The 23,756-nt window shown below is 48.9% G+C and carries 19 protein-coding genes and 1 riboswitch; of the genes, 12 read left to right on the forward strand and 7 right to left on the reverse strand.

Going from position 1 to position 23,756, the window contains the following annotated elements; all coding sequences use genetic code 11:
• The first annotated feature begins 110 nt into the window (after nucleotides 1–110).
• From hslR to ACN0TT_RS11720, 4 genes are all read left to right on the forward strand, one after another.
• On the forward strand, nucleotides 111–512 hold the full coding sequence (hslR, locus tag ACN0TT_RS11705; RefSeq protein ID WP_417762337.1) for a ribosome-associated heat shock protein Hsp15: 402 nt from the start codon (nucleotides 111–113) through the stop codon (nucleotides 510–512).
• Nucleotides 513–524: 12 nt separating this feature from the next.
• Nucleotides 525–1,388, forward strand: a complete 864-nt coding sequence (gene hslO / locus ACN0TT_RS11710) for an Hsp33 family molecular chaperone HslO (protein WP_417762338.1) — start codon at nucleotides 525–527, stop codon at nucleotides 1,386–1,388.
• A gap of 180 nt (nucleotides 1,389–1,568) precedes the next feature.
• The gene (locus ACN0TT_RS11715; protein WP_417762339.1) at nucleotides 1,569–3,398 is read left to right on the forward strand and encodes a M14 family metallopeptidase; all 1,830 of its coding nucleotides are present in this window, start codon (nucleotides 1,569–1,571) and stop codon (nucleotides 3,396–3,398) included.
• 255 nt (nucleotides 3,399–3,653) lie between these two features.
• Nucleotides 3,654–4,151 carry a PadR family transcriptional regulator gene (locus ACN0TT_RS11720; protein WP_417762340.1) on the forward strand — a complete coding sequence of 166 codons (498 nt, stop codon included), beginning with the start codon at nucleotides 3,654–3,656 and terminating at the stop codon, nucleotides 4,149–4,151.
• A 58-nt stretch (nucleotides 4,152–4,209) separates the two neighbouring features.
• On the opposite strand, the gene ACN0TT_RS11725 is transcribed toward ACN0TT_RS11720, so the two are convergent.
• Nucleotides 4,210–6,453: a TonB-dependent receptor gene (locus ACN0TT_RS11725; protein WP_417762341.1), complete on the reverse strand. Its 2,244-nt coding sequence runs from the start codon at nucleotides 6,451–6,453 to the stop codon at nucleotides 4,210–4,212.
• A 409-nt stretch (nucleotides 6,454–6,862) separates the two neighbouring features.
• Nucleotides 6,863–7,585, reverse strand: coding sequence for a FadR/GntR family transcriptional regulator (locus tag ACN0TT_RS11730; protein ID WP_417762342.1), 723 nt, complete (start codon nucleotides 7,583–7,585; stop codon nucleotides 6,863–6,865).
• A 549-nt stretch (nucleotides 7,586–8,134) separates the two neighbouring features.
• On the opposite strand from ACN0TT_RS11730, the gene ACN0TT_RS11735 reads away from it, so the two are divergent.
• The 3 genes from ACN0TT_RS11735 (at nucleotide 8,135) to ACN0TT_RS11745 (ending at nucleotide 12,954) form a co-directional block, all read left to right on the forward strand.
• Nucleotides 8,135–9,634: an FAD-dependent oxidoreductase gene (locus ACN0TT_RS11735; protein WP_417762343.1), complete on the forward strand. Its 1,500-nt coding sequence runs from the start codon at nucleotides 8,135–8,137 to the stop codon at nucleotides 9,632–9,634.
• A 199-nt stretch (nucleotides 9,635–9,833) separates the two neighbouring features.
• A complete protein-coding gene (locus tag ACN0TT_RS11740) occupies nucleotides 9,834–11,078 on the forward strand; it encodes an OprD family outer membrane porin (RefSeq protein ID WP_417762344.1) in 1,245 nt (414 codons plus the stop codon).
• 118 nt (nucleotides 11,079–11,196) lie between these two features.
• Nucleotides 11,197–12,954, forward strand: coding sequence for a tannase/feruloyl esterase family alpha/beta hydrolase (locus ACN0TT_RS11745; RefSeq protein WP_417762345.1), 1,758 nt, complete (start codon nucleotides 11,197–11,199; stop codon nucleotides 12,952–12,954).
• A 294-nt stretch (nucleotides 12,955–13,248) separates the two neighbouring features.
• Here ACN0TT_RS11745 and ACN0TT_RS11750 read toward each other — a convergent pair whose 3' ends face one another.
• Nucleotides 13,249–13,527 (reverse strand): GIY-YIG nuclease family protein, encoded by a 279-nt coding sequence (locus ACN0TT_RS11750; protein ID WP_417762346.1) that lies wholly within the window; start codon nucleotides 13,525–13,527, stop codon nucleotides 13,249–13,251.
• A complete protein-coding gene (locus tag ACN0TT_RS11755) occupies nucleotides 13,520–15,598 on the reverse strand; it encodes a S9 family peptidase (RefSeq protein ID WP_417762347.1) in 2,079 nt (692 codons plus the stop codon). The genes ACN0TT_RS11750 and ACN0TT_RS11755 overlap by 8 nt, the downstream gene beginning before the upstream one ends.
• Before the next feature lie 294 nt (nucleotides 15,599–15,892).
• Nucleotides 15,893–16,075: riboswitch (FMN riboswitch) on the forward strand.
• A gap of 114 nt (nucleotides 16,076–16,189) precedes the next feature.
• Here ACN0TT_RS11755 and ribB point away from each other — a divergent pair.
• The 4 genes from ribB to ACN0TT_RS11775 all read left to right on the forward strand — a co-directional run bounded on the left by ribB (nucleotide 16,190) and on the right by ACN0TT_RS11775 (nucleotide 19,886).
• Nucleotides 16,190–16,843, forward strand: a complete 654-nt coding sequence (gene ribB, locus ACN0TT_RS11760) for a 3,4-dihydroxy-2-butanone-4-phosphate synthase (protein WP_417762348.1) — start codon at nucleotides 16,190–16,192, stop codon at nucleotides 16,841–16,843.
• A gap of 186 nt (nucleotides 16,844–17,029) precedes the next feature.
• Entirely contained in the window at nucleotides 17,030–18,274 is a 1,245-nt protein-coding gene (gene moeA / locus ACN0TT_RS11765; protein ID WP_417762349.1) for a molybdopterin molybdotransferase MoeA, read from the forward strand.
• Nucleotides 18,275–18,287: 13 nt separating this feature from the next.
• A complete protein-coding gene (moeB, locus tag ACN0TT_RS11770) occupies nucleotides 18,288–19,049 on the forward strand; it encodes a molybdopterin-synthase adenylyltransferase MoeB (RefSeq protein WP_417762350.1) in 762 nt (253 codons plus the stop codon).
• 177 nt (nucleotides 19,050–19,226) lie between these two features.
• Entirely contained in the window at nucleotides 19,227–19,886 is a 660-nt protein-coding gene (locus tag ACN0TT_RS11775; protein WP_417762351.1) for a Bax inhibitor-1 family protein, read from the forward strand.
• A gap of 61 nt (nucleotides 19,887–19,947) precedes the next feature.
• Here the strand turns inward: ACN0TT_RS11775 and ACN0TT_RS11780 are convergent, their stop codons facing one another.
• Both ACN0TT_RS11780 and ACN0TT_RS11785 read right to left on the reverse strand, forming a co-directional pair.
• Nucleotides 19,948–21,339 (reverse strand): NAD-dependent succinate-semialdehyde dehydrogenase, encoded by a 1,392-nt coding sequence (locus tag ACN0TT_RS11780; RefSeq protein WP_417762352.1) that lies wholly within the window; start codon nucleotides 21,337–21,339, stop codon nucleotides 19,948–19,950.
• Nucleotides 21,340–21,648: 309 nt separating this feature from the next.
• A complete protein-coding gene (locus ACN0TT_RS11785; RefSeq protein ID WP_417762353.1) occupies nucleotides 21,649–22,029 on the reverse strand; it encodes a carboxymuconolactone decarboxylase family protein in 381 nt (126 codons plus the stop codon).
• Nucleotides 22,030–22,437: 408 nt separating this feature from the next.
• Here ACN0TT_RS11785 and ACN0TT_RS11790 point away from each other — a divergent pair, with 408 nt between their 5' ends.
• On the forward strand, nucleotides 22,438–23,355 hold the full coding sequence (locus ACN0TT_RS11790; RefSeq protein ID WP_417762354.1) for an AraC family transcriptional regulator N-terminal domain-containing protein: 918 nt from the start codon (nucleotides 22,438–22,440) through the stop codon (nucleotides 23,353–23,355).
• Nucleotides 23,356–23,385: 30 nt separating this feature from the next.
• On the opposite strand, the gene ACN0TT_RS11795 is transcribed toward ACN0TT_RS11790, so the two are convergent.
• The gene (locus tag ACN0TT_RS11795) at nucleotides 23,386–23,679 is read right to left on the reverse strand and encodes a hypothetical protein (protein ID WP_417762355.1); all 294 of its coding nucleotides are present in this window, start codon (nucleotides 23,677–23,679) and stop codon (nucleotides 23,386–23,388) included.
• Between the last annotated feature and the right edge of the window lie 77 nt (nucleotides 23,680–23,756).

A 23,756-nucleotide genomic window follows, 5' to 3' on the forward strand; every position in this document is an offset into this window, starting at 1 on the left:
AAAAGGCTGTGATGCGCCCCACTGTTTGACTGGCGTTCACACGTAAGTTCCGTAGCTTTTGACAACTATGTGAACTTATACCATTTTTGACTAATGCAAGGAGTGCCATCATGGTGACTCAACCCCACCAAAGCGAAGAAGCCGTCCGCATCGATAAATGGTTGTGGGCAGCACGTTTTTACAAAACTCGCGCCCTTGCTAAAGAGATGGTCAACGGTGGCAAAGTACACTACAACGGACAACGGATTAAGTGCAGTAAAACAGTTGAAATGGGTGCTCGCATTAAATTACGTCAGGGATATGACGAAAAAGAGATAGTGATCAAAAAAATTTCGGGTATTCGCCAAAGTGCAACGGTTGCGCAAACGCTTTATGAGGAAACCCCCGAAAGCATTAGCAAACGCGAAACCAACGCTGAAGCCAGACGCTTGAATATCCTCAATAACCCTTCCCCAGAAGGTAAACCGGATAAGAAACAACGCCGTCAGCTACTGCGTATCAAAGAGTATTGATGTGAGACTTAGATGAACCAAGATTCCCTATACCGCTATCTGTTCGACAACGTTGACGTACGTGGCGAGCTGGTACAACTGCAAGATAGCTATCAAGCGATTATGAGTGCCCACGACTACCCAAATAGAATCAAACTACTATTGGGTGAATTGCTGGCAGCAACCTCATTGCTTACCGCTACGTTAAAGTTTAACGGTGATATTAGCGTGCAACTGCAGAGCCAAGGCCCAGTATCGCTCGCGGTTATCAACGGCAATAATCAGCAGCAACTGCGTGGCGTAGCGCGTTATCAAGGTGAGATCGCCGATGATGCCACGCTTAGCGATATGTTCCCTAACGGCTATATGGTCATTACGCTAACGCCAGTAGTTGGCGAACGCTATCAAGGGGTGGTGGCACTGGATAAAGACTCTATTGCCGCGTGTTTGGAAAGCTACTTTGCCCAATCAGAGCAGTTACCTACTGGTATCTGGTTATTTGCCAACGGTCAACAGGCCGCCGGCATGTTGCTGCAAGTGCTGCCAGGACAAGCCGCCGAAAACGGTGAGTTTGACCACCTGATGCAGTTAACGGCCACCATCAAAGCCGAAGAGTTGTTCGAGCTACCCGCTGAGCAAGTGTTGCACCGCCTGTATCACCAAGAGCAAGTACGCTTGTTTGATCCTATCGGCGTGAGCTTCAAGTGTACCTGCTCGCGCGAACGCAGTGCCGCAGCGATTCATACGCTGCCTAAAGAGGAAGTGGATCAGATCATCGCTGAACACGGTGCGGTAGAGATGGGCTGTGAATTCTGTAATAGCCAGTACCGTTTCGACAGCGTTGATATTGAAGCGCTATTTAACGATGCCGAGCCTGCACCGGATCGCGCCCAATAATTTCGTAGTAGATTTGCGCAAAACACCGGCCACTGTGCCGGTGTTTTTTATACTACCGATGTTAACCACACCGATTGCGCGAATTTTGTTACAAAGCCAGCCGATATCCCCCTCCAAGCCGCTTGAATCCTAACGCTATCTAGTTAACCATACTCTCATAATAATGATACGGGAGTTCCTATGCGCTTGCGGTCTTTGCTGGGGTTATTGCCAGCAGTGTGTTGCTCATTACCTTTGTGGGCAGCCTCAGAAGAGTTATCCACCACAACTTACGTCAATGACACTATTCTACCGCCTACCGCCCAGTGGCACGGCGCCAGTGAACAACTCATGCAAGCCGCCGATACACCATGGGCGACGCCCTTTGAACAGAGTGGTGGAATGGAAAGCCCCAGTTATAGCGACACTTATGCTTGGTTGGATAAGCTAGCCAACAACAGCGAGCAATTACAAAAAGTCAGTTTGGAGAAAAGTCCGCAAGGGCGCGATATCTGGATGTATATCGCCAGCAGCGATGGCAGCAATACGCCTGAGCGTCTTGCGCAAAACCATAAACCCACCGTACTGGTGCAAGCTGGTATTCACGCGGGTGAAATTGATGGCAAAGATGCGGGCATGATGTTGCTGCGTGACATCTTACTCGGCGATAAGCTGCAACTGCTTGATGGTGTTAACCTACTGTTTGTGCCGATCTTCAATGTCGATGGTCATGAACGGAGTAGCGAGTATAGCCGTGTAAATCAACGTGGCCCGAAACTCATGGGCTGGCGCAACAACAGCCAGAACCTCAACTTAAACCGTGATTATGCCAAGGCTGACACGCCAGAAATGCAAGCAATGCTGGCAGCCATCAATCAATGGCAGCCACAACTGTATATTGACGTACACGTTACTGATGGCATCGACTATCAATATGACGTGACCTACGGCTACAACACTGAGCAAGGCCTTAGCCCAAGTATCTACCGCTGGTTTAGCCAATATTTTCGGCCACAAGTAGACCAAGCACTGACCGATGCAGGCCATGTGCCGGGGCCGTTGGTATTTGCGCTAGATAATACCGATCTCAAGCAAGGGTTAGCCTACTGGCATGCTGGCCCTAGATTTTCTGATGGCTATGGCGATGCACGTCACCTACCGACCGTATTGATTGAAAATCATAGTCTCAAGCCCTTCAAGCGCCGTGTGTTGGGCACCTATGTGCTACTGGAACAAGCGTTAAAAACCGTCGCCAAAGAACATACTAAGCTGCAAGCCGCCATTGAGATGGACCGTTTCCGCTATCCCCAATTGGTGACGCTGACCTGGCTTGATCAGCCGCTGACCCAGCCGCGCGATTTCAAAGGCATTGGCTACAGTGTCGAACACAGCGATATCAGCGGTGCTGACGTAGTGCGTTGGAATGGCCAAGCCACCGATTATCCAGCCCTGCCGCAAGTTGGCCCAATCAAGCCTGATATCCAAGTCAGCCGCCCAGCCAATTACTATATTCCACCGCAATGGCAATCGGTGCTGCACCGCTTACAACAGCAAGGTATTCGCACCAGTGTGCTCAAAGCGCCGCGCAGTATTCGCGTTCAGCAGTATCTATTTAGTGATCCGCAATTCAACCCTACACCGTACGAAGGCCGTCAGCGCGTGAGTGCTCAAACAAAACTGGTGAATCTTACACTGACCTTGCCAGCTGGCACTGTGGTGGTCCCCACCGATCAACCGCTGGGCGACTTAGCGATGCTGCTGCTCGAACCACAGTCGCCAGATTCTTTGCTGCAATGGGGCTTTTTCAATACCATTTTCAGCCGCACTGAGTATATGGAAACCTACGCCATTGAACCGATGGCACAGCAGATGCTAGCGCAAGACCCACAGCTGCAAGCGGACTTTGACAAAGCGCTGCAAGATCCAAAATTTGCAGCTGACCCACAGGCGCGTTTACGCTGGTTCTATCAACGTAGCCCCTACTATGACCAACAGTATCTGCGTTATCCGGTCTACCGTAGTCGTCAATAGCCGCCATTCAACCTACGTTAAATTCGACAGTTGTGGCAGATTTGCCACAACGCGGTTGACTTACTCCACGGCGAGGATTAACTAAATTGAGTATTAGTTCTCGCTGACAACCATTAACAAAAGTGTGATAAACCTGTTTATTATTAATTAGTTAAATAAATAGCAACACCACAGGTTAAACCTTGCATTGGCGCGCCACTAGCGCCAATGCCAAAACGTTAATAGCCGTCGGCCTCGTTTCAGGGAGTATGAATAATGACACGCTCAAGTGGTTTTCAACGTGGAGAAATGAAAGGCATATTATTGCATCTACTGCGAGATGCGCCGGCCGCTGGACACGAATTACTGCATACCCTCAAGGCGATTAAACATGGTCAATATCAACTCTGTCCCGCCGAAATCTACCCACTGCTCGCCTCATTAGAAGCGGCCGGTTATATCGAATCCAGCACCCAACTCAATGCCAGCAATGATTGCAAACCTTATCGATTAACCAGCGCAGGCAGAGAGTATATTCAGCATAATCAGCCAAGCGACAACAGTGCCGCAGCCAAACCCATTGCGTTTGCCATGAGTCCTCCGCCCGCTTTGGCATTGAATGAATCAACGCAAACAGCGTTAGCGCAACTAAACAGCGTGGTGCAGGAGGCTCTATTACGGCAATTGCCCCCTGCGGCGCTGCAATCCATTATCGGTACGCTACGAGCGAGCCAACAGCAAATCGATGAGACGATGCTGACACATCAAGCATGATGTTGAACCATAAAAAAAGCCTCGCAAACACGAGGCTTTTTCATCATTTATCAGCGTCTTAGAAGAAGCTTACTTTAAACTCAACACCCATAACGCGCGGATCGTTCACGAAACCGGTCAGGTTGTTAAAGTCGATAGCACCCGTCACACGAGTGGTGTCGGTGAGGTTACGTACATATGCAGCAACTTCATAGTCGGTGCTGCTCGCAGTCCAACGGTAACCGGCACGCGCGCCACCTTCCAGCAGGTAACGGCTCTCGAACTCAGTAGATTCGTACAGGAAGAAGTTAACTGAAGATCGGTATGCCCAGTCAGTGGTCGCAAACAGATCACCATCCGCCAGTGGGTAGGTGTAGCTAGCGGTCATGTTAACTGTCCATTTAGGTGCTTGTGGCAATGGGTTGCCATCAATGTACGCGTTACCGTTAGCATCCAACGGATCGTTCACAGTACAGCCACTGCCACATACGCCTACTGCTAGTTGGTCATCTTTGATTTCAGTGTGGTTGTAGCTCACGCCAGCAGTCACCATGAAGTTATTGGTGATAGCAAATTGTGAATCCAACTCAGCACCATAACCCACTGACTTATCAGCGTTGATCAAACGGTTGTAGTTTGCACCACCACCTACAGCTGTCAGCTCTTGGTCATCCAATTGATAGTAGTAGATGTCAAAGTTTACACGGCCACGGTTGTCCAGAATGTCAGATTTAATACCCAATTCAGCACTGGTCATGGTTTCTGAATCAGCCACAGTCACTTCATCACCAAACAGCAGACGGCCTTGGATAGAAGGCGCGCGGAAACCACGAGCGATACGACCATACACGTTCATGTCAGGGTTGATGGTGTACACACCGCTCAGATCCCAGCTCACTTGACCGTCTGATGGGTTTTCATTCAGCACATCAGTTACGCCAGCGCCGATAGGAGACAGTTCACGTTGTGCTTGGAAGTCTTTCTTATCGTGCGAGTAACGTAAACCAGCCGTCACTTTGAAGTCGTCAGTCAAATCGTAATCAACAGAACCGAATACTGCCCAAGCTTTGGTGTCTTGTTTCTGCCACGCGTAACCGTCAACAACACCGTTGTTGTCGAAGTCGTAACTGTCGATGTTCAACTCTTCATCAAAGTAGAACAGACCTGCTTGCCAATCCAAACGGCCCAATTCATTGCTGGCAATACGCAGCTCTTGCGTCAATTGATGATGTTTTGGCAAACCATCAGCAGATTCTGAGTTATAACCAACCACAGAGATGCCTGGCGTTGCTGAGGTATAGCCACCGTCTACGTCAGCGCGTGAGTATGCTTCGGCTTTTTCATAAGCAGTGATAGACGTCAGTGTGTAATCACCAAAGTTGTATTCCAACTTGGCGCTACCGCCTTTGGTCGTCACATCTTGCTCAGCGCGGCTAGCCGCGTTTTGGTATACGGTGTCACGGTCAAAACCAGGTACCAGAGCGTTACTACCTTTTTGGATAGCGTTAGCGTGGTTCACACGTGGGGTACCATCTAAGTCACGGTAATGACCATTAAACAACGCGCTAAAGTTGCTGGTTGGTTCCCACAATACTTGCAGACGTGCCGCTTTATCGTGATAGCCTTCCAGTTGATCTTTCTGTTCAAAACCAGGGGCTTTGTTATCAACCCAGTCATCACGTTGTTGATCTAACACCGACAAACGTGCAGAAACAGTGTCCGCCAAACCACCACCTACAGCACCTTCTAAGTTAGTGGTGTTATAAGTACCGTATGACGCTTTAGCGTATGCGCTAAATTCTTGCGTAGGTTTTTTGGTATCCAGTTTAATGATACCTGCGGTGGTGTTACGACCAAACAGGGTTCCCTGTGGGCCACGCAGCACTTCAACACGCTCCATATCGAAGATTGGATAACCTTTCAAAATGGCGTTTTCTTGTACAACGTCGTCAACCACCAGTGATACTGGCTGGGATGAGTTCAAATCGAAGTCGGTGTTACCCATGCCACGGATATAGAAACGTGGGAAGGTACGGCCGAAAGAAGATTCGATGTTTAAGCTAGGGATACGAGAAGCCATAAAGCGCAGGTCGTTACCTGCAGCGCCTAGGTTTTCCAGTTCACCGCTTTTCAGTGCAGAAATAGCCATTGGCACTTCTTGAGCATTTTGCACGCGCTTCTGCGCGGTCACCATAATACGCTCAAGCTTGCCATCATTTTTTTGACTATCATCGGGGGCATCATCCGCAGCATAAGCTAGCGAAGAACTCGCCAGCAAAGCCGCCTGAACGCTCAGGAACAGCTTAGAAAAATTGTTCATCATTGTAAGGTACTCTTGTTTGACTAACGCTTATTGCTAGGTAATTTCTTGTTATAGGTAACGCTTGGATTAACAGGCGGCATTTTAACTGTCTCGTGGATGAGATGAAATAAAAATGTTTCAATTTTTGACTGTTTTTTATACAGAACAAAATAGCTAACGCCATGTTCTGCCGATAGAAAACTTTCAAAAGGGTAAACTACAGGATATCTGACTAGGCGCGGTTACCAACAAAATGAACCTGAGATTGCGAATGTTTGCTAGTCGTTACTCACGGCAAATTATTAAGGTTAGATTAATACTACAACTCACAAACCTTTAACAATTAATTCATGTAAATTCAGCAGATTAGTATGATGGAATGCCAACAAAAAATGGCACCTAATGCGCCATTTTATCCTGCCATTACTCGCTATTTATCCGTTTGACTACGGAAATCAGCCTCAATACGCTGTAATCGATCGAGGAACCCTTTTAGGTGGCTGTACATCGCTTGCGCGGCAGCATCTTCATCGTTCGCAATTACTGCGTTAATCAGTGATAAATGTAATCCTGGTGGATGGATTGTATTGGTATCCGGTTCAAACTGATTGGTGATGTTAGCCAGCACTTGTAATAACGACTTAGTAATGCCTGCCAAGAAGCGATTATCGGTCATATCCGCTAGCAAGTAATGCACCTTCTGCCGCAGTACCACGGTTTCTGGATAAACTAGGGTGTCGCTCTCACAGTTGTGCGCCTGTAGCAACGCTTCAGCATCTGCTGGCGTGCAGTTTCTCGCGGCCATTCGAGCAATCATCGGCTCAATCAACAAACGTGCTTCACATAGTTCGGTAAATGATAATTTCCCCATAAAGAACAGATCATTACAGGCAGAACTCATACGTTCAAAGGTGATAGCTTTAACAAATGCCCCACCGGTGGCGCCTTGACGTACCTCGACTAAACCACTCGCTTCCAATCCTTTAATCGCTTCGCGCACCACTGTGCGGCTGACCATAAAAGATTCAATCAACTCCCGTTCGGATGGCAGTTTGCTCCCCGCAGGATAGGTGCCGTCAAAAATGGCAGTGCGCAATTGCTGAGCAACCTCATCGGAGGCTTTGATCTGCTTAATCGGCTTAAAGTTTTCCAAGGAGGCATCTCAACGACAGAAAATTCCGCTCTAGTATACCATCAGTTATCCCGAAATAAGTAGTAATCCGCATCACAATATCAATGAGTTCATTAAGTTAACTCACATTTCTTAACCTCAAAAAAAATACAAAAACAATGATTTACTAATAAATCTTTTATTTAAAGTGATCCATTTTTCACTATTCAAGTTTTTTGTGACTGTCTGTTCAGATTCCATCACAAAGAATTTACCGCAAATTTCATATGTCATACGTTTGATATATGTCGTTTAGTTAACAAAGCTAAGTATTGATGAAAAGACGTCAGCGTTTTATCAGCCGCAGCGCTTGGCCCTTGTCGGTGCTGGAGCAGACCGCCAAGGCCAATCTAATAGGGTATTGGAGAACGCGACTGCATAACTTGGCATCAATCTTATCACTGCACGCCACGCTGAAAATTCATGCCTTGGACACTTATGGGCAGTGCGCTAGCAGCAATGTGCGACTCACGACCGCTTCAATTGGATTACACCATAAATTCTTATAAACCCCTCAAAGAGGTAACAACAATGAAAACAAGAACATTTGTCAAAACCGCACTAGCACTCACGGCGGCAACAATGTTCAGCATGCCAGCTTGGGCAACCATCAACATGGACACTGATGTGGTGGTGGTTGGCGCTGGTGCTTCAGGTATGGCAGCCAGCGTACAAGCCGCACAGCTTGGCGCTAAAGTCGTCACTTTGGAAAAACAAGCAAAAAATGGCGGTACGGGTAATTTTGCCGAAGGTATCTTCGCTTGCGAAAGTAGCTTGCAACACCGTCAAGGCATCATCGTTACTAAGGAAGAAGCCTTCAAAACCATCATGGATTACAGCCATTGGAAAGCTAACGCACCATTGGTTTCTGCCTTCGTTAATAAGTCCGCATCAACCATCGATTGGTTGAAAGACATGGGCGTCAAATTTGAATACATCGGTCCTGGGGGCCCAGGTGGTGTGCTGACATGGCACGTTATCGAAGGTCATTCCAAAGCGATGATCAAAACCTTTACTGAACAGTTCGACAAAATGGGCGGCCAACTGCTGCTGAAAACCGCGGGTCATGAACTGATCACTGAAAACGGCAAAGTTGTTGGTGTGAAAGGCAAAACCAAAGACGGTGAAGAGATCATTGTCCATGCCAAAGCGGTGATTATCTCTACTGGTGGTTATGCCAACAACAAAGAGATGATGGAAAAATACTCTCCTTATCCAGACATGGCCTTTATCGGTCAGATCGGTAAAGACGGCGACGGTATCCAAATGGCTTGGAAAGCGGGCGCTGCAGAGGAAGGTGTCGGTGTGATGCAATCTTACCGTCCAGGTTTGCCAGGCTATGCCCCGAATAACCAAATGATCGCTGCTGCAGTGCAACCTTACTTCTGGGTTGATCCAAAAGGCATCCGTTACACCGATGAGTCTTCTGTGGTGCTGTGGCCATATGCTGGTAACGCGCTGGAACGTCTGGGCGGCAAAGCCTTCTCTATCTACGACGAAACCACCAAAAACATGTTCATCGACAAAGGTATTCACATGCCTTTGGGTGAGTGGGTTATCGCTGGCACCAAGCTAACCAAACTGCCGAAAGAGCTGGATAAAGCCATCGCCAAAGGCGACGTGGTGAAAGCCAACACCATTCCTGAATTAGCCAAAAAACTGGGTATGGATCCAAAAGTACTGCAAGCCTCTGTGGACAAAAACAACCAGATGGCTGCGGCTCACGAAGATCCTGAATATTACAAGAAAGCGGTTTATCTACGTCAAGTAGCTAAACCACCGTACTACGCCACACGTCTACAACCTCGTGCGCTGGGCACGTTGGGCGGCGTAAAAATCAACGAACACACCCAAGCAATCAGCAAAGCCACTGGCGAGCCTATTGATGGCCTGTTTGTGACTGGTAATGACGCGGGTGGTATGTACGGCGACAGCTACGACCTGATGTTAGGTGGTGGCACGCTCGGCTTTGCAGTTAACTCCGGCCGTATCGCCGCAGAAACTGCTGTAGCTAACTACGTGAAGAAATAGAACGTAGCTAGGCAACCAAAGGCCGGAGCTGGGTCTAGCACTTGGTTGCAAACAACTGCTTAAGCGCTGAACTGGGTCAGCGCTTAAGCCAAAGTCTACAGCCCCGAACTGGGTCGGGAGCTGCGGTACTTTGCACTCAAAAGTAACAAAACATTAAGGCTCCGAGCTGGGTTGGAGCCTTTTCACCGGAAGTTACACTATGAACAAAAAATATCTCACACTAGCCGTGCTTGCAGCGATCTCTATCCCTGCGATGGCAGAAGAAGCTACCACTATTAACGACATGTTTACTAACGGGACCTTAGATGGTCAGTTCCGTATGTTTGATTTCACTCGTAGCTTTGATGGCAACACTAAAACCAACCACGACACAACTTTCGGCGGCATATTCAAATACCGTACCGCTGAGCTAAATGGCATCAAATTTGGTGGTAGCTTCGCTTCTGCTAACCGTATGTTGGTTAATGAAGATCGCGGTGTATACGGCCTGTTAGCCAACGACGAGGGTAAACACTCGAGCGTTAACCGTATGCAGGAATACTTTGTTGAAGGTAACTGGTTTAATACCGACATCAAAGTGGGCGCTCAAGAATTGCGTACACCAATGATGAACCCTCACGATATTCGTGCCATTCCACGTACTTTCCGTGGTGTATCAGTGGTGAACAACAGTATCGACAACCTAAAACTGACCGGTTTGTATATCACCGACAGTATGGGTTGGAGCGATGAAGACTTCGTATCAGTTAATCAAGCAGTCGCCGCTGAATATGCTCGTCAAGGTATCCAAGTGGATGTTGCTGACAAACCAGTATGGGCATTAGGTGCAACCTATAAAGTGCCAACTGGCGACTCAGGAGTAAAACTGACTGCCGACTTGTGGGACTATCGCATGCAGGATGTATTTAACGAAGTCTACGTTAAATTGAACCTGTCAGTACCTGTCGGTGACGCTGAATTCTATGTTACTCCTTCTTATTTGAAACAAGATTCTATTGGTGCTGAAACCATCAATGAATTGGACACCTATCAATGGGGTACTCACCTAGGCGTGAAATACGCAGGTGCTGACCTGACATTGTTCTATGCAGAAACTGGCGACCAAGGTCTGCTAGCACCATGGGGCGATGAAAAAGTGGTGATCCAACAAGTATATCAATGTACTCGTGGTCAAGAAGATGTTTACGCCGCCCGTCTGAACTATGACTTCGGCAAAGTAGGCGTGAACGGCCTGAGCGCTTACGTCTTCTACGGTGATTATGACGTACCCGATGGCATGGGTAATGACTTCAACGAAACCGATTTCTCTGTGATCTATAAACTTGACCCTGTACTGAAAGGTCTTAGCACTCGAGTGCGTTACGCCATGGTGGATGTAGACGGCGGAGAAGATATTGATGACTTACGTTTCTTTGTTTACTACAACTTCAAATTAGGTAAATAACCTAGTCCCTATAGTCTCAATGGCTCCTCCCATCTGCTCCCGGGTGGGGCTATTGAGACTTAATACACATATTTCAAGTATCTAAATGACGTCGTTCATTTGGAGGGAGATGTCTTACATGAAAAAAAGAAACTTGGTGCTTCCATTAGCCATTGCACCGCTGTGCTTAGCTATGTGGGGCTGTAATGGCCACAATCATCATGACCAAATCGAAGCCGCTAATTCATTGCCGATATTGGGGGAAGCCACTCCCGGCACACTCAATTCGTGCGAGGATTTAGCTACTCAATTTTCATACAGTGGCACCGTTATCACCAACGCAGAAACCCTTGCTGCTGGTCCCGTGAGCTACAACAGCGATGAATCTTATAACGCACCCGCTCACTGTCTAATCACTGGCTACATGAACCAACGTATGGGCATTGCAGGCCCTAATGGCGAAACCGCTACTTACCAAATTGGGTTTGAAATGCGTTTACCAGTTGATTGGAACGGCCGTTTTTATTATCAAGCTAACGGTGGTTTAGATGGTTCTGTGGCAAACGCTGTCGGCCGCTTTATGTTCTCAAATGGCTCCGATTCAGCGGCACTGACTAAAGGTTTTGCTGTGATTAGCTCGGATGCTGGTCACCCAACGCCTGCACCAACGTTTGGTTTCGATCCACAAGCTCGTCGTGATTACGGCTATAACGCGGTTGCAGAATTAACACCAATGGCGAAATCACTGATTGAAGCAGCCTACGGTAAACAGCCAGACCGTTCCTATTTCGGTGGTTGTTCGAATGGCGGTCGTCATACCATGGTGGCGGCAACCCGTTATGCCACTCAATATGATGGTTTCTTGGTTGGTAACCCAGGTTTCAATCTACCTAAAGCCGCTGTGGATCAAATGTACGGTATTCAACAGTACTCGTCACTGGTGACTGTAGACCCCGATAACATTCTGAGCAGTATCGAAGGTGCGATTACTGAACAAGAGTTTGGTGTGGTGTCTAAAGCCGTTTTAGCACAATGTGATGCGCTCGATGGTGCTGCTGACGGCATGGTGAACGCGCTTGAGGCTTGTCAGCAAGACTTCGACCTAAACCGCGATGTTCCTACTTGCTCGGATGACCGTGACGGTACTTGCTTGACCCAAGCTCAAAAAGATGTGCTGAGTAATATCATGGCGGGTGCCCATAATAGTGCTAACGAAGCAATCTATACCAGCTTCCCATATGATGCAGGGATGGGTACTGATAACTACTTCGGTTGGGAATACACTATGGCATTAACGCGTGACTCAGGTACGGTCGGCGGCGTTTTCACTACGCCACCTACTTCGGTAGGTAATACCGATACGGATGCTCTAGCCTTTATTCAAAGCTTTAGCATGGATACCGATGCCCCCAAAATTTATGCCACCGATGCTGCAAATGGCTTTACTGAATCAGCGATTGAGTTCATGACGCCGCCGGATCCAACGGACATGGGAACTCTGCGTGATCGTGGTGCAAAAATTTTAGCGATTCATGGCACTTCTGATCCTGTATTCTCTGTGCAAGACACCATCAACTGGTACAACGGCTTACAAAAAGCAAACACTAATGAGGCTGACCAATTCGCTCGGTTATTTTTGGTGCCCGGTATGAACCATTGTGGTAATGGACCCGCTACTGATAAATTTGATGCGTTGGATAAGTTAGTTAGCTGGGTTGAAGATGGTACAGCACCAGAGGAAATTGAAGCCTCAGTACGTGCCAATAACGCTGAACTACCAGCCGATTGGTCAAAATCACGTACTCGTCCGCTGTGTCCATACCCACAACAAGCCACTTACAACGGTACTGGCAGTGTAGAAGATGCTACCAACTTTACCTGTAAAGCACCGGAGTAAACAACTGCGTCCCGCAACTTAGATGTGTGTGGCAGCCTGATATTGGGCTGCCTTGTTAACAGCACCATTGGCGCTGTTGTTGAGAAAGCAGTGATAGGCACACCCAATCAAGCAATTTAACCTGTGGTGAAAATGGCCATTTTCTTGTTAGCGCGACCACTGCATGGCAACATAACACAACAAATAACGATGTAAATCATATTGTTAATTGTTGGCCTATTTCCTGCTTTCTCTAGTCGACTTGTGCGTGAGTGAGTATGTTCGCTAACGCGCAAGGCTTCCCGACCGCAGGGTTCAATATGAACCCTGCGCCTTTTTCGCGATTAACTGGAGTTTTTGCGCTCGAGTGAGTTGCTTAACCTGCCATTCCCGTTGGTGAGCCGTACCTTTATCGCCAATCAGCTCCTGATACACCAGCTGTAACGGCCCACGCCCACGTAGATATTTCGCCGCTTTGGCACCACCTAATTGATGTTCCTTAAAACGTCGCGCCACATCGGTGGTCACACCGGTATACAACTCACCACCATGGCAGCGGATCATATACAGGTGCCATTGTTGTACGTCAGTCATTTATCCCCAGTAACTTTAAGAAGAACGCGTATTCCAAGACAGTATCTTCGTAACGGCGATAGCGACCACTCTTGCCGCCATGACCAGCTTCCATATCCATGTTCAACAGCAGCAAATGATCATCGGTTTTGTAATCACGCAGCTTAGCGACCCACTTTGCGGGTTCAAAATACTGAACTTGTGAATCGTGCAAACCGCTAGTGACCAACAAGTGCGGATACGCTTGGCGTTTCACATTGTCATAGGGTGAGTAGCTCAGCATATATTCAAAGTAATTTTGCTGGTTAGGGTTGCCCCACTCGTCGTACTCATTGGTCGTTAATGGAATCGATTCATCCAACATGGTGGTTACCACATCGACAAACGGCACATGCGCCGCCATCGCCAGATATAGCTCAGGCGCTTGGTTAGCCACAGCGCCGATCAACAAGCCCCCCGCGCTGCCGCCAGCAGCAACGACTTTGTCAGCTGCGCCATATTTTTCTGCCAGCAACCCGCGAGTCACGTCCTCAAAATCATTAAAGGTGTTCTGCTTGTGCAGCAGTTTGCCGTTCTCGTACCAACTGCGCCCCAAAGTTTCGCTGCCACGGACATGGGCAATGACATACACCACGCCCCGGTCGAGTAAACTGATAACCGCATCATCAAATGATGGGTCAACTACATAGCCATACGAGCCATAACCGTAGATATAGAGCGGATTAGTGCCATCACGGCGGAATTTGTCTTTACGATATACCAGCGTTACTGGCACTAACGCCCCATCACGGGCACTAATGCGCAAGCGTTCACTTTGATAAAGTTGCTGCTCAAAGCCACCTTTTACTTGGCGTTGTTTCAGTAAACGACGCTGCCCCAACTGATCTAAATCATATACATAGCTGGACTGCGGCGTGGTTGGGCTGGAGTAAATCACCTGCACTTCACGCGCGTGCTGATTTAAGTTAACCCCAAGGCTGACCACGTAGGCCGGATCATCAAAGGATAAGCGGTAACCGTTGTTGGGATTGGCATCCGCGTAGACCACAATATTACTCAAACCGTTTTCGCGGGTTTGCAGCACCAGAAAGTTATCCAGCACTAACATATCTTCCAACAGCACATCCGGACTATGGCTAATCACCTCCTGCCAAGCGGTTTTATCCGCCACATCGGCAATTGCCACCTTCATCAAGCGAAAGTTTTCGGCCTGCCAGTTGGTCAGTACAAAGTATTCGTTACCCCGTTTGGCAATGTGATATTCCACACCCTCTTCTCGTGGCGTCACCACCTGCAACAGCCCTAGCGGCGCGCTGCTATCTAACACTGAAACTTCACTGGTGGTGGTACTTTCGCAATACAACACGATGCGCGATTCATCGAGGCTAGTACCAATGCTGATGTAGTAGCTATCGTCTTGTTCTTCATACACTAACTGGTCATCTGCTTGCGCAGTACCTAGTTTGTGGCGGAATACTTGATAGCCCAACAAGGTTTGTGGGTCTTTTAAGATATAAAACAGGTAGCGACTGTCTTTACTCCACGCCAAACCCGCTTCATCGACATTATGTAGCACATCAGTCAACAACTGCCCTGAGTTCAAATCTTTGATATATACCGTGTAAATACGGCGGCTCAAGGTATCTTCAGCAAATGCCAACAACTGCTCATTCGGGCTAACATCAATCATTCCCAACGAGTAAAATTCATTGCCCGCCGCCCGTTGGTTGGTATCGAGCAGCAATTGTGGCGTACCGTCTAGCGTGGTTGAACGCTGCAACAGTGGGTACTCTTTACCCGCCTCGTAACGGCGCGAATACCAATGTTGGTGCCATTTGTAGGGCGTGGAGCTTTCGGTCGGATTGAGCCGAGCGGTCATCTCGCTAAACAGCTTTTGTTTGAGTCCTGCAAAGGGCTGCAACTGCTGCGCGGTGTAGGCATTTTCCTGCCGCAGATAATCCAACATCTTGGCATCACTGCGGCTGTCATCGCGCAGCCAATAATAGTTGTCGGTGCGGGTTACCCCGTGTTGGGTCAGTTGCTGCGGAATTTTCGCCGCAATCGGGGGCGTTAACGGTTTTGCTGCTTCCATGGTGGTTGTACATCCGCATAGCCAGCACAAGGCGGCCAATAATAGTGTGAAGATATTGTGTTGTCTGAGCATGAGTTCCATTCCACTGAGCTAACGTAATTTCACATCAAAGCGGGCTAAACACGCACCGCAGTTATGGCGAATTATCGCACCATCTTAAGCCACTGGATTCAGACAACAGGCTGACTGTCAGTATAGTGATAAGCCGCCGCTATTACAGCCGATAATTGTGATTCAAGATGTTGTTATTTATCTGGTTAAGGTGCATCCTTTGGCTCGTGCTGAATTATCAGCCGTTATTCTCAGGGCGGGGTGTAATTCCCCACCGGCGGTAAATCGTTGTTTCGTTAACGAAAGCCCGCGAGCGCTCGGCCTAGTCGAGGACAGCAGATCTGGTGCCATCAACCACAGTTGATCATTCCAGAGCCGACGGTGTTGCCACTATGTGTGGCTCAGTCCGGATGGGAGAGAATATGACATTGGCTTTGCATTCGTTAAAACCAATGTGTCACAGCCTATGGCTGCGGCACTGTGCCATCTCTTTTTTGCCCTGATTCTGTAAAAACCATGTTTGTTATAAGGACTTTTACCATGAATCAGTCTCTGCTTACTCCTTTTGGAACACCACTCGAACGGGTGGAAACTGCCCTTGCTGCCCTGCGTGACGGCCAAGGTGTACTGGTGGTCGACGATGAAGACCGCGAAAACGAAGGCGATATGATCTTCGCCGCCGAAAGCCTCACTAGCCAACAAATGGCTTTGCTTATTCGCGAAGGCAGCGGGATTGTGTGTCTATGTTTGACCAATGAAACCGCCGATGCCTTGCAACTGCCAGCAATGGTGACCGACAACTCGAGCCAGTTTGGTACGCCATTTACCGTAACCATTGAAGCCAAGCACGGTGTCACTACCGGTGTATCGGCGGCTGACCGTGTGACCACCATTAAAACGGCGATTGCGGATGATGCTAAACCTGCAGACTTGGCGCGCCCTGGCCACGTGTTCCCGCTGCGCGCGCAACCCAATGGCGTATTTAGCCGCCGCGGCCATACTGAAGCGACCGTGGATTTGATGAAGCTTGCAGGCCTTAAGCCCGCCGGCGTGTTATGTGAAGTAACCAACGAAGATGGCACCATGGCACGCTTGCCCGGCATTATCGAATTTGGCGAACGCCACCACATGCCCGTATTGAGCATTGAAGATATTGTGGCCTATCGTGAATCACTGTTAGCTGCAGCAGTTTAATATTGCTGTTTTAGCTTTATAGGTTATTAAAGCTAAACAATGACGATACCGTGAATGACGTCCGCGGTATCGTCAACATAACCCCCCAAGGGGCCGTAGCAACAAAACCTGTCTGCTATTAGGCGGCCGATGTTCACCGTGGCATAATAGCCGGCAACTCTTTATCTAAGAATCTCGAGGTTGTCGATGTCTGTATCCCAAGACCCTTGTGCTAAACCGACACTATTGCATCCTGATGATGCCCTGCCAAAACTGCTGCAACAAATCACGACGTTAGCAGACACCGAAACCGTGGCGTTAACCGACGCATTAGGACGGGTGCTAGCCGAAGATCTGAGTAGCAGCATCGAAATGCCACCGTTTGATAACTCCGGCATGGATGGCTACGCCTACCGTTTTGACGATTTACCGCAGACAGGCACGCTAAAACTGATTGGCCGCTCATTCGCGGGGCACCCATTTAACGGCACTTTTGAAACCGGTAGCTGCATACGCATTATGACTGGCGCCGAAGTCCCTGCGGGTTACGACACCGTTCAGATGCAGGAACAAGCGCAAGCAGATGGCGATAACATCACCCTCGAGCCCTGTAAAAAACGGGGCGAGAACGTACGTTTGCGTGCAGGCGAGCTGGCCATCGGCCAGAAAGTCTTGACCAACGGCACCTTGATCCGCGCGGCAGAAATGGGCGTCATCGCCACCATCGGCCTCGCCTCGGTACGGGTATATCGCCGCGTGAAAGTCGCGTTTTTCAGCACCGGTGACGAGCTTCGTCCACTGGGCAGCGAGTTACAACCTGGGCAAATTTACGACTCTAACCGCTACGCTATCAAAGGATTGCTTGAGCGCCTTGGCGTGGAATGGATTGACCTTGGGGTGATCAAAGATGACCGCGAGTCGATTCGTCACGCTTTCCGCGAAGCGGCATCTGTGGCAGACATGGTACTGACCTCTGGCGGCGTATCGGTCGGCGAAGCCGACTTCACCAAACAAGTACTGGATGAAGAAGGCGAAATCACCTTCTGGAAACTGGCAATGAAACCCGGCAAACCCTTTGCGATGGGACATATCGGCAAAGCGGTATTCTGTGGCTTACCGGGCAATCCGGTATCCACTATGGTGACCTTCTACAAACTGGTGTTGCCACTGCTGCACAAACTGCAAGGGATGCAGTCGGTAACGCCACTGCAATTGCCTGCAACACTCACTAGCCCTATTAGCAAAAAGCCTGGCCGCGTCGAATATCAACGCGGTATTTTGAGTCGTAATGCTGATGGTAGCCTGAGCGTGTGCACCACCGGCTCACAAGATTCATCACAACTTAGCTCCATGCACTCCGCCAACTGTTTTATCGTGTTGGAACAGATGCAAGGCAGCGTGGCGGCGGATACCATTGTGACCGTTGAGCCGTTCAATTCAGTGCTGTGCTAACCGGTAAGAGGATGTGGCTGTGATAGAAGATATCCTATCCGACAGTGAACTCATGCGTTATAGCCGTCAGATCTCCCTTAAAGGGATGGATATTGACGGCCAAGAGCGCTTAAAACAGGCGCGAGTATTGATGATCGGCGCTGGCGGTTTAGGCTGCTCGGCCGCGTTGTATCTCACCGTAGCGGGGATTGGTCACCTCACCTTGGTCGACTTCGACACGGTGGATGTATCTAACCTGCAACGGCAAGTGCTGCATACCGATGCCAACGTGGGTCAGGCCAAGGTGGACTCAGCCAAAGCCAGCCTGTTAGCACACAATCCGCAGCTCAGCATCGATACAGTTAATGCCGTACTCGATGACCCAGACATCGATGCGCTAGTGGCTAACCACACCGTTGTGGTGGATTGCACTGATAATATGATGGTGCGCCATCAACTGAACCAAGCGTGTTTTAACCACAAAGTGCCGTTAGTTTCTGCCGCCGCTATTCGCATGGAAGGCTTGATCACGGTGTTTAACTATCAAGCTGAGCAACCCTGTTATCAATGCTTTGCCAGCCTATTTGGCGAACAACAGTTAAGCTGTGTCGAAGCAGGCATTTTGGCACCGGTGGTTGGCATGATGGGCTGCCTTGAAGCCACTGAAGCCATCAAGGTGATTACTGGCATGGGCAAGCCACTATTTGGTCGCTTACTGATGGTCGATGCCATGACCATGGAATTTCGCGAGATGAAGCTGCCCAAACAGCCACATTGCCGCGTCTGCGCTGACTAAACGCCGTACCAAAGCCTCTCTCACAGGCCGCCTTCGCGGCCTTGTTTTAATCAAACCCCGTTCACATATTGCCGTTACCAGCCGCACAAGTTGTGTAAGTGTCATAGACTTTTGCTGTAAAAATCGACATCATGCGCGCGGTTTAATATTGGTTTAATAAAAAAGGAAATGACCGCAATGGAAAATACGGTATTTGACCGCCGCGAAACAACTGATAAACAGATCGGTAGCCAGCTGTATAACTTGATCATCGGCCTGACCCTGCTGTGGGGCTTTGCGATCAACTATGTGATGGTACAAACCATCGACCCTGAAATTATTTTGTCACTGCATCCACTGGTGTTTTTTGGTGGCTACTTTGTTTGCTGTTTCCTCGGCATTGCCATGTTCAGCAAATCCGATAATCCGGTGATCAGCTTTATCGGCTACAACTTGGTGGTGATTCCATTTGGTTTGGTGATTAATGTCGTCGTCAGCGGCTACGACCCAATGTTGGTGGTCGAAGCGATGCGCATTACCACCTTAGTGACCTTAGGTATGATGATCCTTGGCACCCTGTTTCCCGCCTTCTTTATTGGCATCGGCCGTGCGTTGACTATCGCATTGCTGGTCGTGATTGTGGTAGAGCTGGTAGAACTGTTTATCTTTAAAGTGCATCACAGCATTATTGATTGGGCCGTCGCGGTGATCTTTTGTGGCTACATTGGCTATGACTGGGGTCGTGCCAATATGATCCCGAAAACCGTTGATAACGCTATCGACAGCGCCGCAGCACTGTATATGGATATCATCAACCTGTTCCTACGTATTCTGCGTATTTTGGGCAGTCGCCGCTAAGTCGACCCCCGACAGGCACAAAAAAGGCTCCCGTAGGAGCCTTTTTGCTATGCAAGCTGCGCTAGAACGGTGCGTCGATATCGACCACATCCACCAGCTTATGGTTCACAAATTCTTTCAAGCCTAAGCCCAGCAGCTCACGGCCGTAACCTGAGTTGCGGACACCGCCAAATGGCAAATCAGCTTTCACCATGGTTGGATGGTTCACAAACACCATCCCAGTAGAGATTTGATGAGCGACGCGTTCGCCACGTTGTTCATCTTTAGTGAATACTGAGCCGCCCAAACCAAAAGGTGAATCGTTGGCGATAGCAATCGCATCGGCTTCATCCTTGGCGCGCAGGATCATCGAGACCGGCCCGAAGAACTCCCAGTAGTAAGCTGGGTTATCAGGGGTCACATTAGTGAGAATCGTTGGCTGCACGAACGCCCCTTGGCTAGGCACTTTTGGCCCCACTTCGGTTGCGGTTGCGCCATGTTCCACCGCTTCTTTAATCTTCTGTTTCACCTCATCAGCCGCACCTTGTGATGACAAGGGTGCCAAAGTGGTCAGTGGATCCATTGGATCCCCCGCCCGCAAGCCAGCAACGCCTTCGGTGTATTGTTGCAGGAATTGGTCGTACACCTTATCAACGATAATCATGCGTTTCGAAGACACACATACCTGACCACCGTTCCAGTGACGGCCAAACACCGCCCATTTCACGGTTTTTCCCATGTCGGCATCTTCCAGTACCACAAAGGCATCAGCACCACCGAGTTCCAGGGTCGATTTCTTCATCGCTTTACCAGCTTGGGCAGCAACTACCGCACCCGCACCTTCAGAGCCAGTCAGCGCCACACCGTGAACACGGCGGTCATTAATGATCATCTCAATCTGTGAGCGGGTGGCATAGAGGTTTTGGAAGGCACCATTTGGCAAACCCGCATCACGCATCAGGCTTTCAAAGGCAGCGGCGGCTTGCGGTACATTGGAAGCGTGTTTCAGCAGCAGCGTGTTACCAGCTGATAGCTGTGGTGCCAAAATACGAGCGATCTGATAGTACGGGAAGTTCCAAGGCTCAATCGCCAAAATCACCCCAAGTGGTTCATGCACTAAGGTAGCACGGCCTTCGGCAGGGTCAGCTACTGGCAGTTTTTCGGGTGCCAGCAGGGCTTCGGCATTATTCACGTAGTATTCGAGGATCTGCGCTGATAGTTCCACTTCGGCTTCGGCCTCAGCGATCACTTTACCCATTTCGAGGGTGAGGATTTCAGCATACTGGCGTTTGTTGCCTCGCAGGATATTCGCCGCGTTTTGCAGAATTTCTGCACGTTTGGCAAAGCTCGTTGTACGCCAAGAAAGAAACGCTTGATGCGCAGCGGTGATCGCCTGCTCTACCTCGGCGTCGGTGGCATTAGGGAAAGATTTAACTTGTTCGCCGGTGTAGGGATTTACTGTTGCATAACTCATAAACAGACCTCCTTGTTTCGAGTGTAGCGAAGCATTGTGTTTTACTAGGCTAATCCATACCCGCTAACACGTCGAAATATCAAATTTGCGATACCGCAGTGACCATTCTTTACCGCGCGTTATCGCACACACGAATGGGTCAAGGACAGTACCAGCCTACGCTGGCCCGCTTGACTCGATGAGATACCGACAGTTGAGCGACAACCCATACTGCCGATAAATTTCAAACCATAACAACTTGCTTAACTGCGCTTGTTGGTCGCAGCCAGTACTTGCTCAAGCACTTGTTCAGCATTTGCTGCTACTTCATCACCACGCGCCTTGTTCAGCAATTCGACAAAAGTTTTTAGCTGTACAGAGGTGATTGCTGATAGCGAAGTGCGCGCCTAATTGGCTTGCTACGACTTCAACATCTTTAATGCCTTTGCTTTTACGCTCTTGCAGCACACTCACGAAAGTGCTCAGCCCGTTTAAGCTGCGCGGAAAACTGGCGTAAGCATACATCTGCACCTGTATTCCTTTGATTTCATTGACTGTTAGAGCTGTGGCCAATCCAACGTTGAGACTTGCGTTAAGTGGATCAATTTCGCCAGCGGCGGTGTAGGCAGCAATTGGAATGAGCGCTTGCTGTCTTACATCAAAATCAGATTTAATGGCATGCGCCTCCGTTATGCTAACACTGCCATACATAACCATATGGGTGCATTAACCCATTTAGTCATCTTGAAAATATCCTGTTACAGCGTACCGGCGGGTAGTTGCCGCCGAGTCAGTTGCAGCGAGTACTACATCACTGTAGCGCTTCCATGGCTATGACGTTAGCCTATTTATGGCAAATCATTGCCTAATCTTCCAAAAAATCAATATATTATGCAATCGTAAGGATAAACTCGGAACCGAACTCTTTCACTGCATTCAATATGGGCTAATATTATGTTTTTTAACAATTAAATTTTATTCACCTGCGACAAACCCTAAAATCCACCTCACTGCAACATAAATTAAACAGGATGAAGCACCGCTTATTCATTGCTTAATAATCTTCTCATCCGGTAAAGTGCAACAAGCAAACATCCCCAGACATCTATGAGTAAAGCTATGGTCCTAAACACCGACATCAATTTGACCTGTCACGCAAAGGTATTGGCTCAGCTTATTGCAAAACACAGTATCGACAACCAGACGGTCAACACCGATATCAGCGGTTTGCAGCTATATCAGTGGAGTTACACGACACCGCCGCTCAGTTGTAGCCACAGTGCCAGTATCTGCTTGATCGCTCAGGGCAGTAAGCAAATTGTGCTGGGCGATCAACGGTATCACTATGACCCAACGCACTTTTTAGTGTCGTCTATCGAACTCCCTGTGATTGCCAACATCGTAGAAGCCAGTGAGCAGCGGCCTTATTTAAGCCTGTCGCTTGATTTAGATCTGGCCGAAATATCTCAACTCATCACCACCGGTGAGTTTAGTTACCTAAACAACAAGCAAACGCATACTGGTCTGTCGGTGAGCCAACTGTCGCCAACGTTAATGGATGCGTTTATTCGCTTGGTGAAATTGTTGGATGAACCCAGTAATATCAAAGTATTAGCACCGTTGATTAAGCAGGAAATCTTCTTTCGATTACTGAGCAGTGATCAGGGACCTCGGATAAGCCAGATAGTGACCTCAGAGAGCCATAGTCAGCAGATTGCTCGCGCGATTAACTGGCTAAAGCAGCACTTCGCGCGACCACTGAGTGTGGGGGAACTAGCGGCCGAGTTAGGCATGAGCAAATCGGCGTTTTACACGCATTTCCGCGCCATTACCTCAATGACGCCGCTGCAGTTTCAAAAGAAACTGCGTTTGAGCGAAGCACGCCGCTTGATGCTGACAGAAAATCTCGATGCGATGAGTACAGGCTTTCAGGTGGGTTACGAAAGCCCATCGCAGTTTAGCCGAGAGTACAGCCGACTTTTTGGGGCACCACCGCTGACGGACATTAAGAAGTTACGCGAGACCAGCCCGATTTAGGGCTGGCGGGTCATCGCAAGCTGACAGCACTTAGGCTTGCGGTTTTGCGAGGTTATCTTCAATGGCCACAAATGCCGCCGAGATACCACCGACAACCAATAACAAAATGCCAGCACAGAATCCCCAAGGGGCAATTGCTAGCGCCAAGGCACCGACACTGGGGCCAAAGCCACGCGGCTCAGCGTTAGTGACAACAAATAGCCAGATCAAACCACCTACCGTGGCAAGTAACACAAGATACGCCAGCACGGTAAAAGCACGTGCGGCAAATAACAGTGAGCCGAGTTTAGTGGTGGTAACGCGGGAATATGGGTAAAGCTTCATTGGACTGAATTCCTCCGTGAAGTCACTAATGAACGCGCCACTATCCCGTGAGAGACTCCACAGATCAAACCATTTTA

The sequence above is a fragment of the Shewanella sp. genome (genome assembly GCF_048265805.1).
In the GTDB taxonomy this organism is placed as follows: Bacteria; Pseudomonadota; Gammaproteobacteria; order Enterobacterales; family Shewanellaceae; genus Shewanella.

Coding starts and splice junctions, on each gene's coding strand:
- ACN0TT_RS11755 (WP_417762347.1), bottom strand. CDS start 15,598: ATGGAAGCAGCAAAACCGTTAACGCCCCCGATTGCGGCGAAAATTCCG.
- ACN0TT_RS11725 (WP_417762341.1), bottom strand. CDS start 6,453: ATGATGAACAATTTTTCTAAGCTGTTCCTGAGCGTTCAGGCGGCTTTG.
- ACN0TT_RS11715 (WP_417762339.1), top strand. CDS start 1,569: ATGCGCTTGCGGTCTTTGCTGGGGTTATTGCCAGCAGTGTGTTGCTCA.
- ACN0TT_RS11740 (WP_417762344.1), top strand. CDS start 9,834: ATGAACAAAAAATATCTCACACTAGCCGTGCTTGCAGCGATCTCTATC.
- moeA (WP_417762349.1), top strand. CDS start 17,030: ATGTCTGTATCCCAAGACCCTTGTGCTAAACCGACACTATTGCATCCT.
- ACN0TT_RS11795 (WP_417762355.1), bottom strand. CDS start 23,679: ATGAAGCTTTACCCATATTCCCGCGTTACCACCACTAAACTCGGCTCA.
- ACN0TT_RS11745 (WP_417762345.1), top strand. CDS start 11,197: ATGAAAAAAAGAAACTTGGTGCTTCCATTAGCCATTGCACCGCTGTGC.
- ribB (WP_417762348.1), top strand. CDS start 16,190: ATGAATCAGTCTCTGCTTACTCCTTTTGGAACACCACTCGAACGGGTG.
- hslO (WP_417762338.1), top strand. CDS start 525: ATGAACCAAGATTCCCTATACCGCTATCTGTTCGACAACGTTGACGTA.
- ACN0TT_RS11790 (WP_417762354.1), top strand. CDS start 22,438: ATGGTCCTAAACACCGACATCAATTTGACCTGTCACGCAAAGGTATTG.
- ACN0TT_RS11720 (WP_417762340.1), top strand. CDS start 3,654: ATGACACGCTCAAGTGGTTTTCAACGTGGAGAAATGAAAGGCATATTA.
- ACN0TT_RS11780 (WP_417762352.1), bottom strand. CDS start 21,339: ATGAGTTATGCAACAGTAAATCCCTACACCGGCGAACAAGTTAAATCT.
- ACN0TT_RS11785 (WP_417762353.1), bottom strand. CDS start 22,029: ATGTATGGCAGTGTTAGCATAACGGAGGCGCATGCCATTAAATCTGAT.
- ACN0TT_RS11750 (WP_417762346.1), bottom strand. CDS start 13,527: ATGACTGACGTACAACAATGGCACCTGTATATGATCCGCTGCCATGGT.
- ACN0TT_RS11735 (WP_417762343.1), top strand. CDS start 8,135: ATGAAAACAAGAACATTTGTCAAAACCGCACTAGCACTCACGGCGGCA.
- hslR (WP_417762337.1), top strand. CDS start 111: ATGGTGACTCAACCCCACCAAAGCGAAGAAGCCGTCCGCATCGATAAA.
- ACN0TT_RS11775 (WP_417762351.1), top strand. CDS start 19,227: ATGGAAAATACGGTATTTGACCGCCGCGAAACAACTGATAAACAGATC.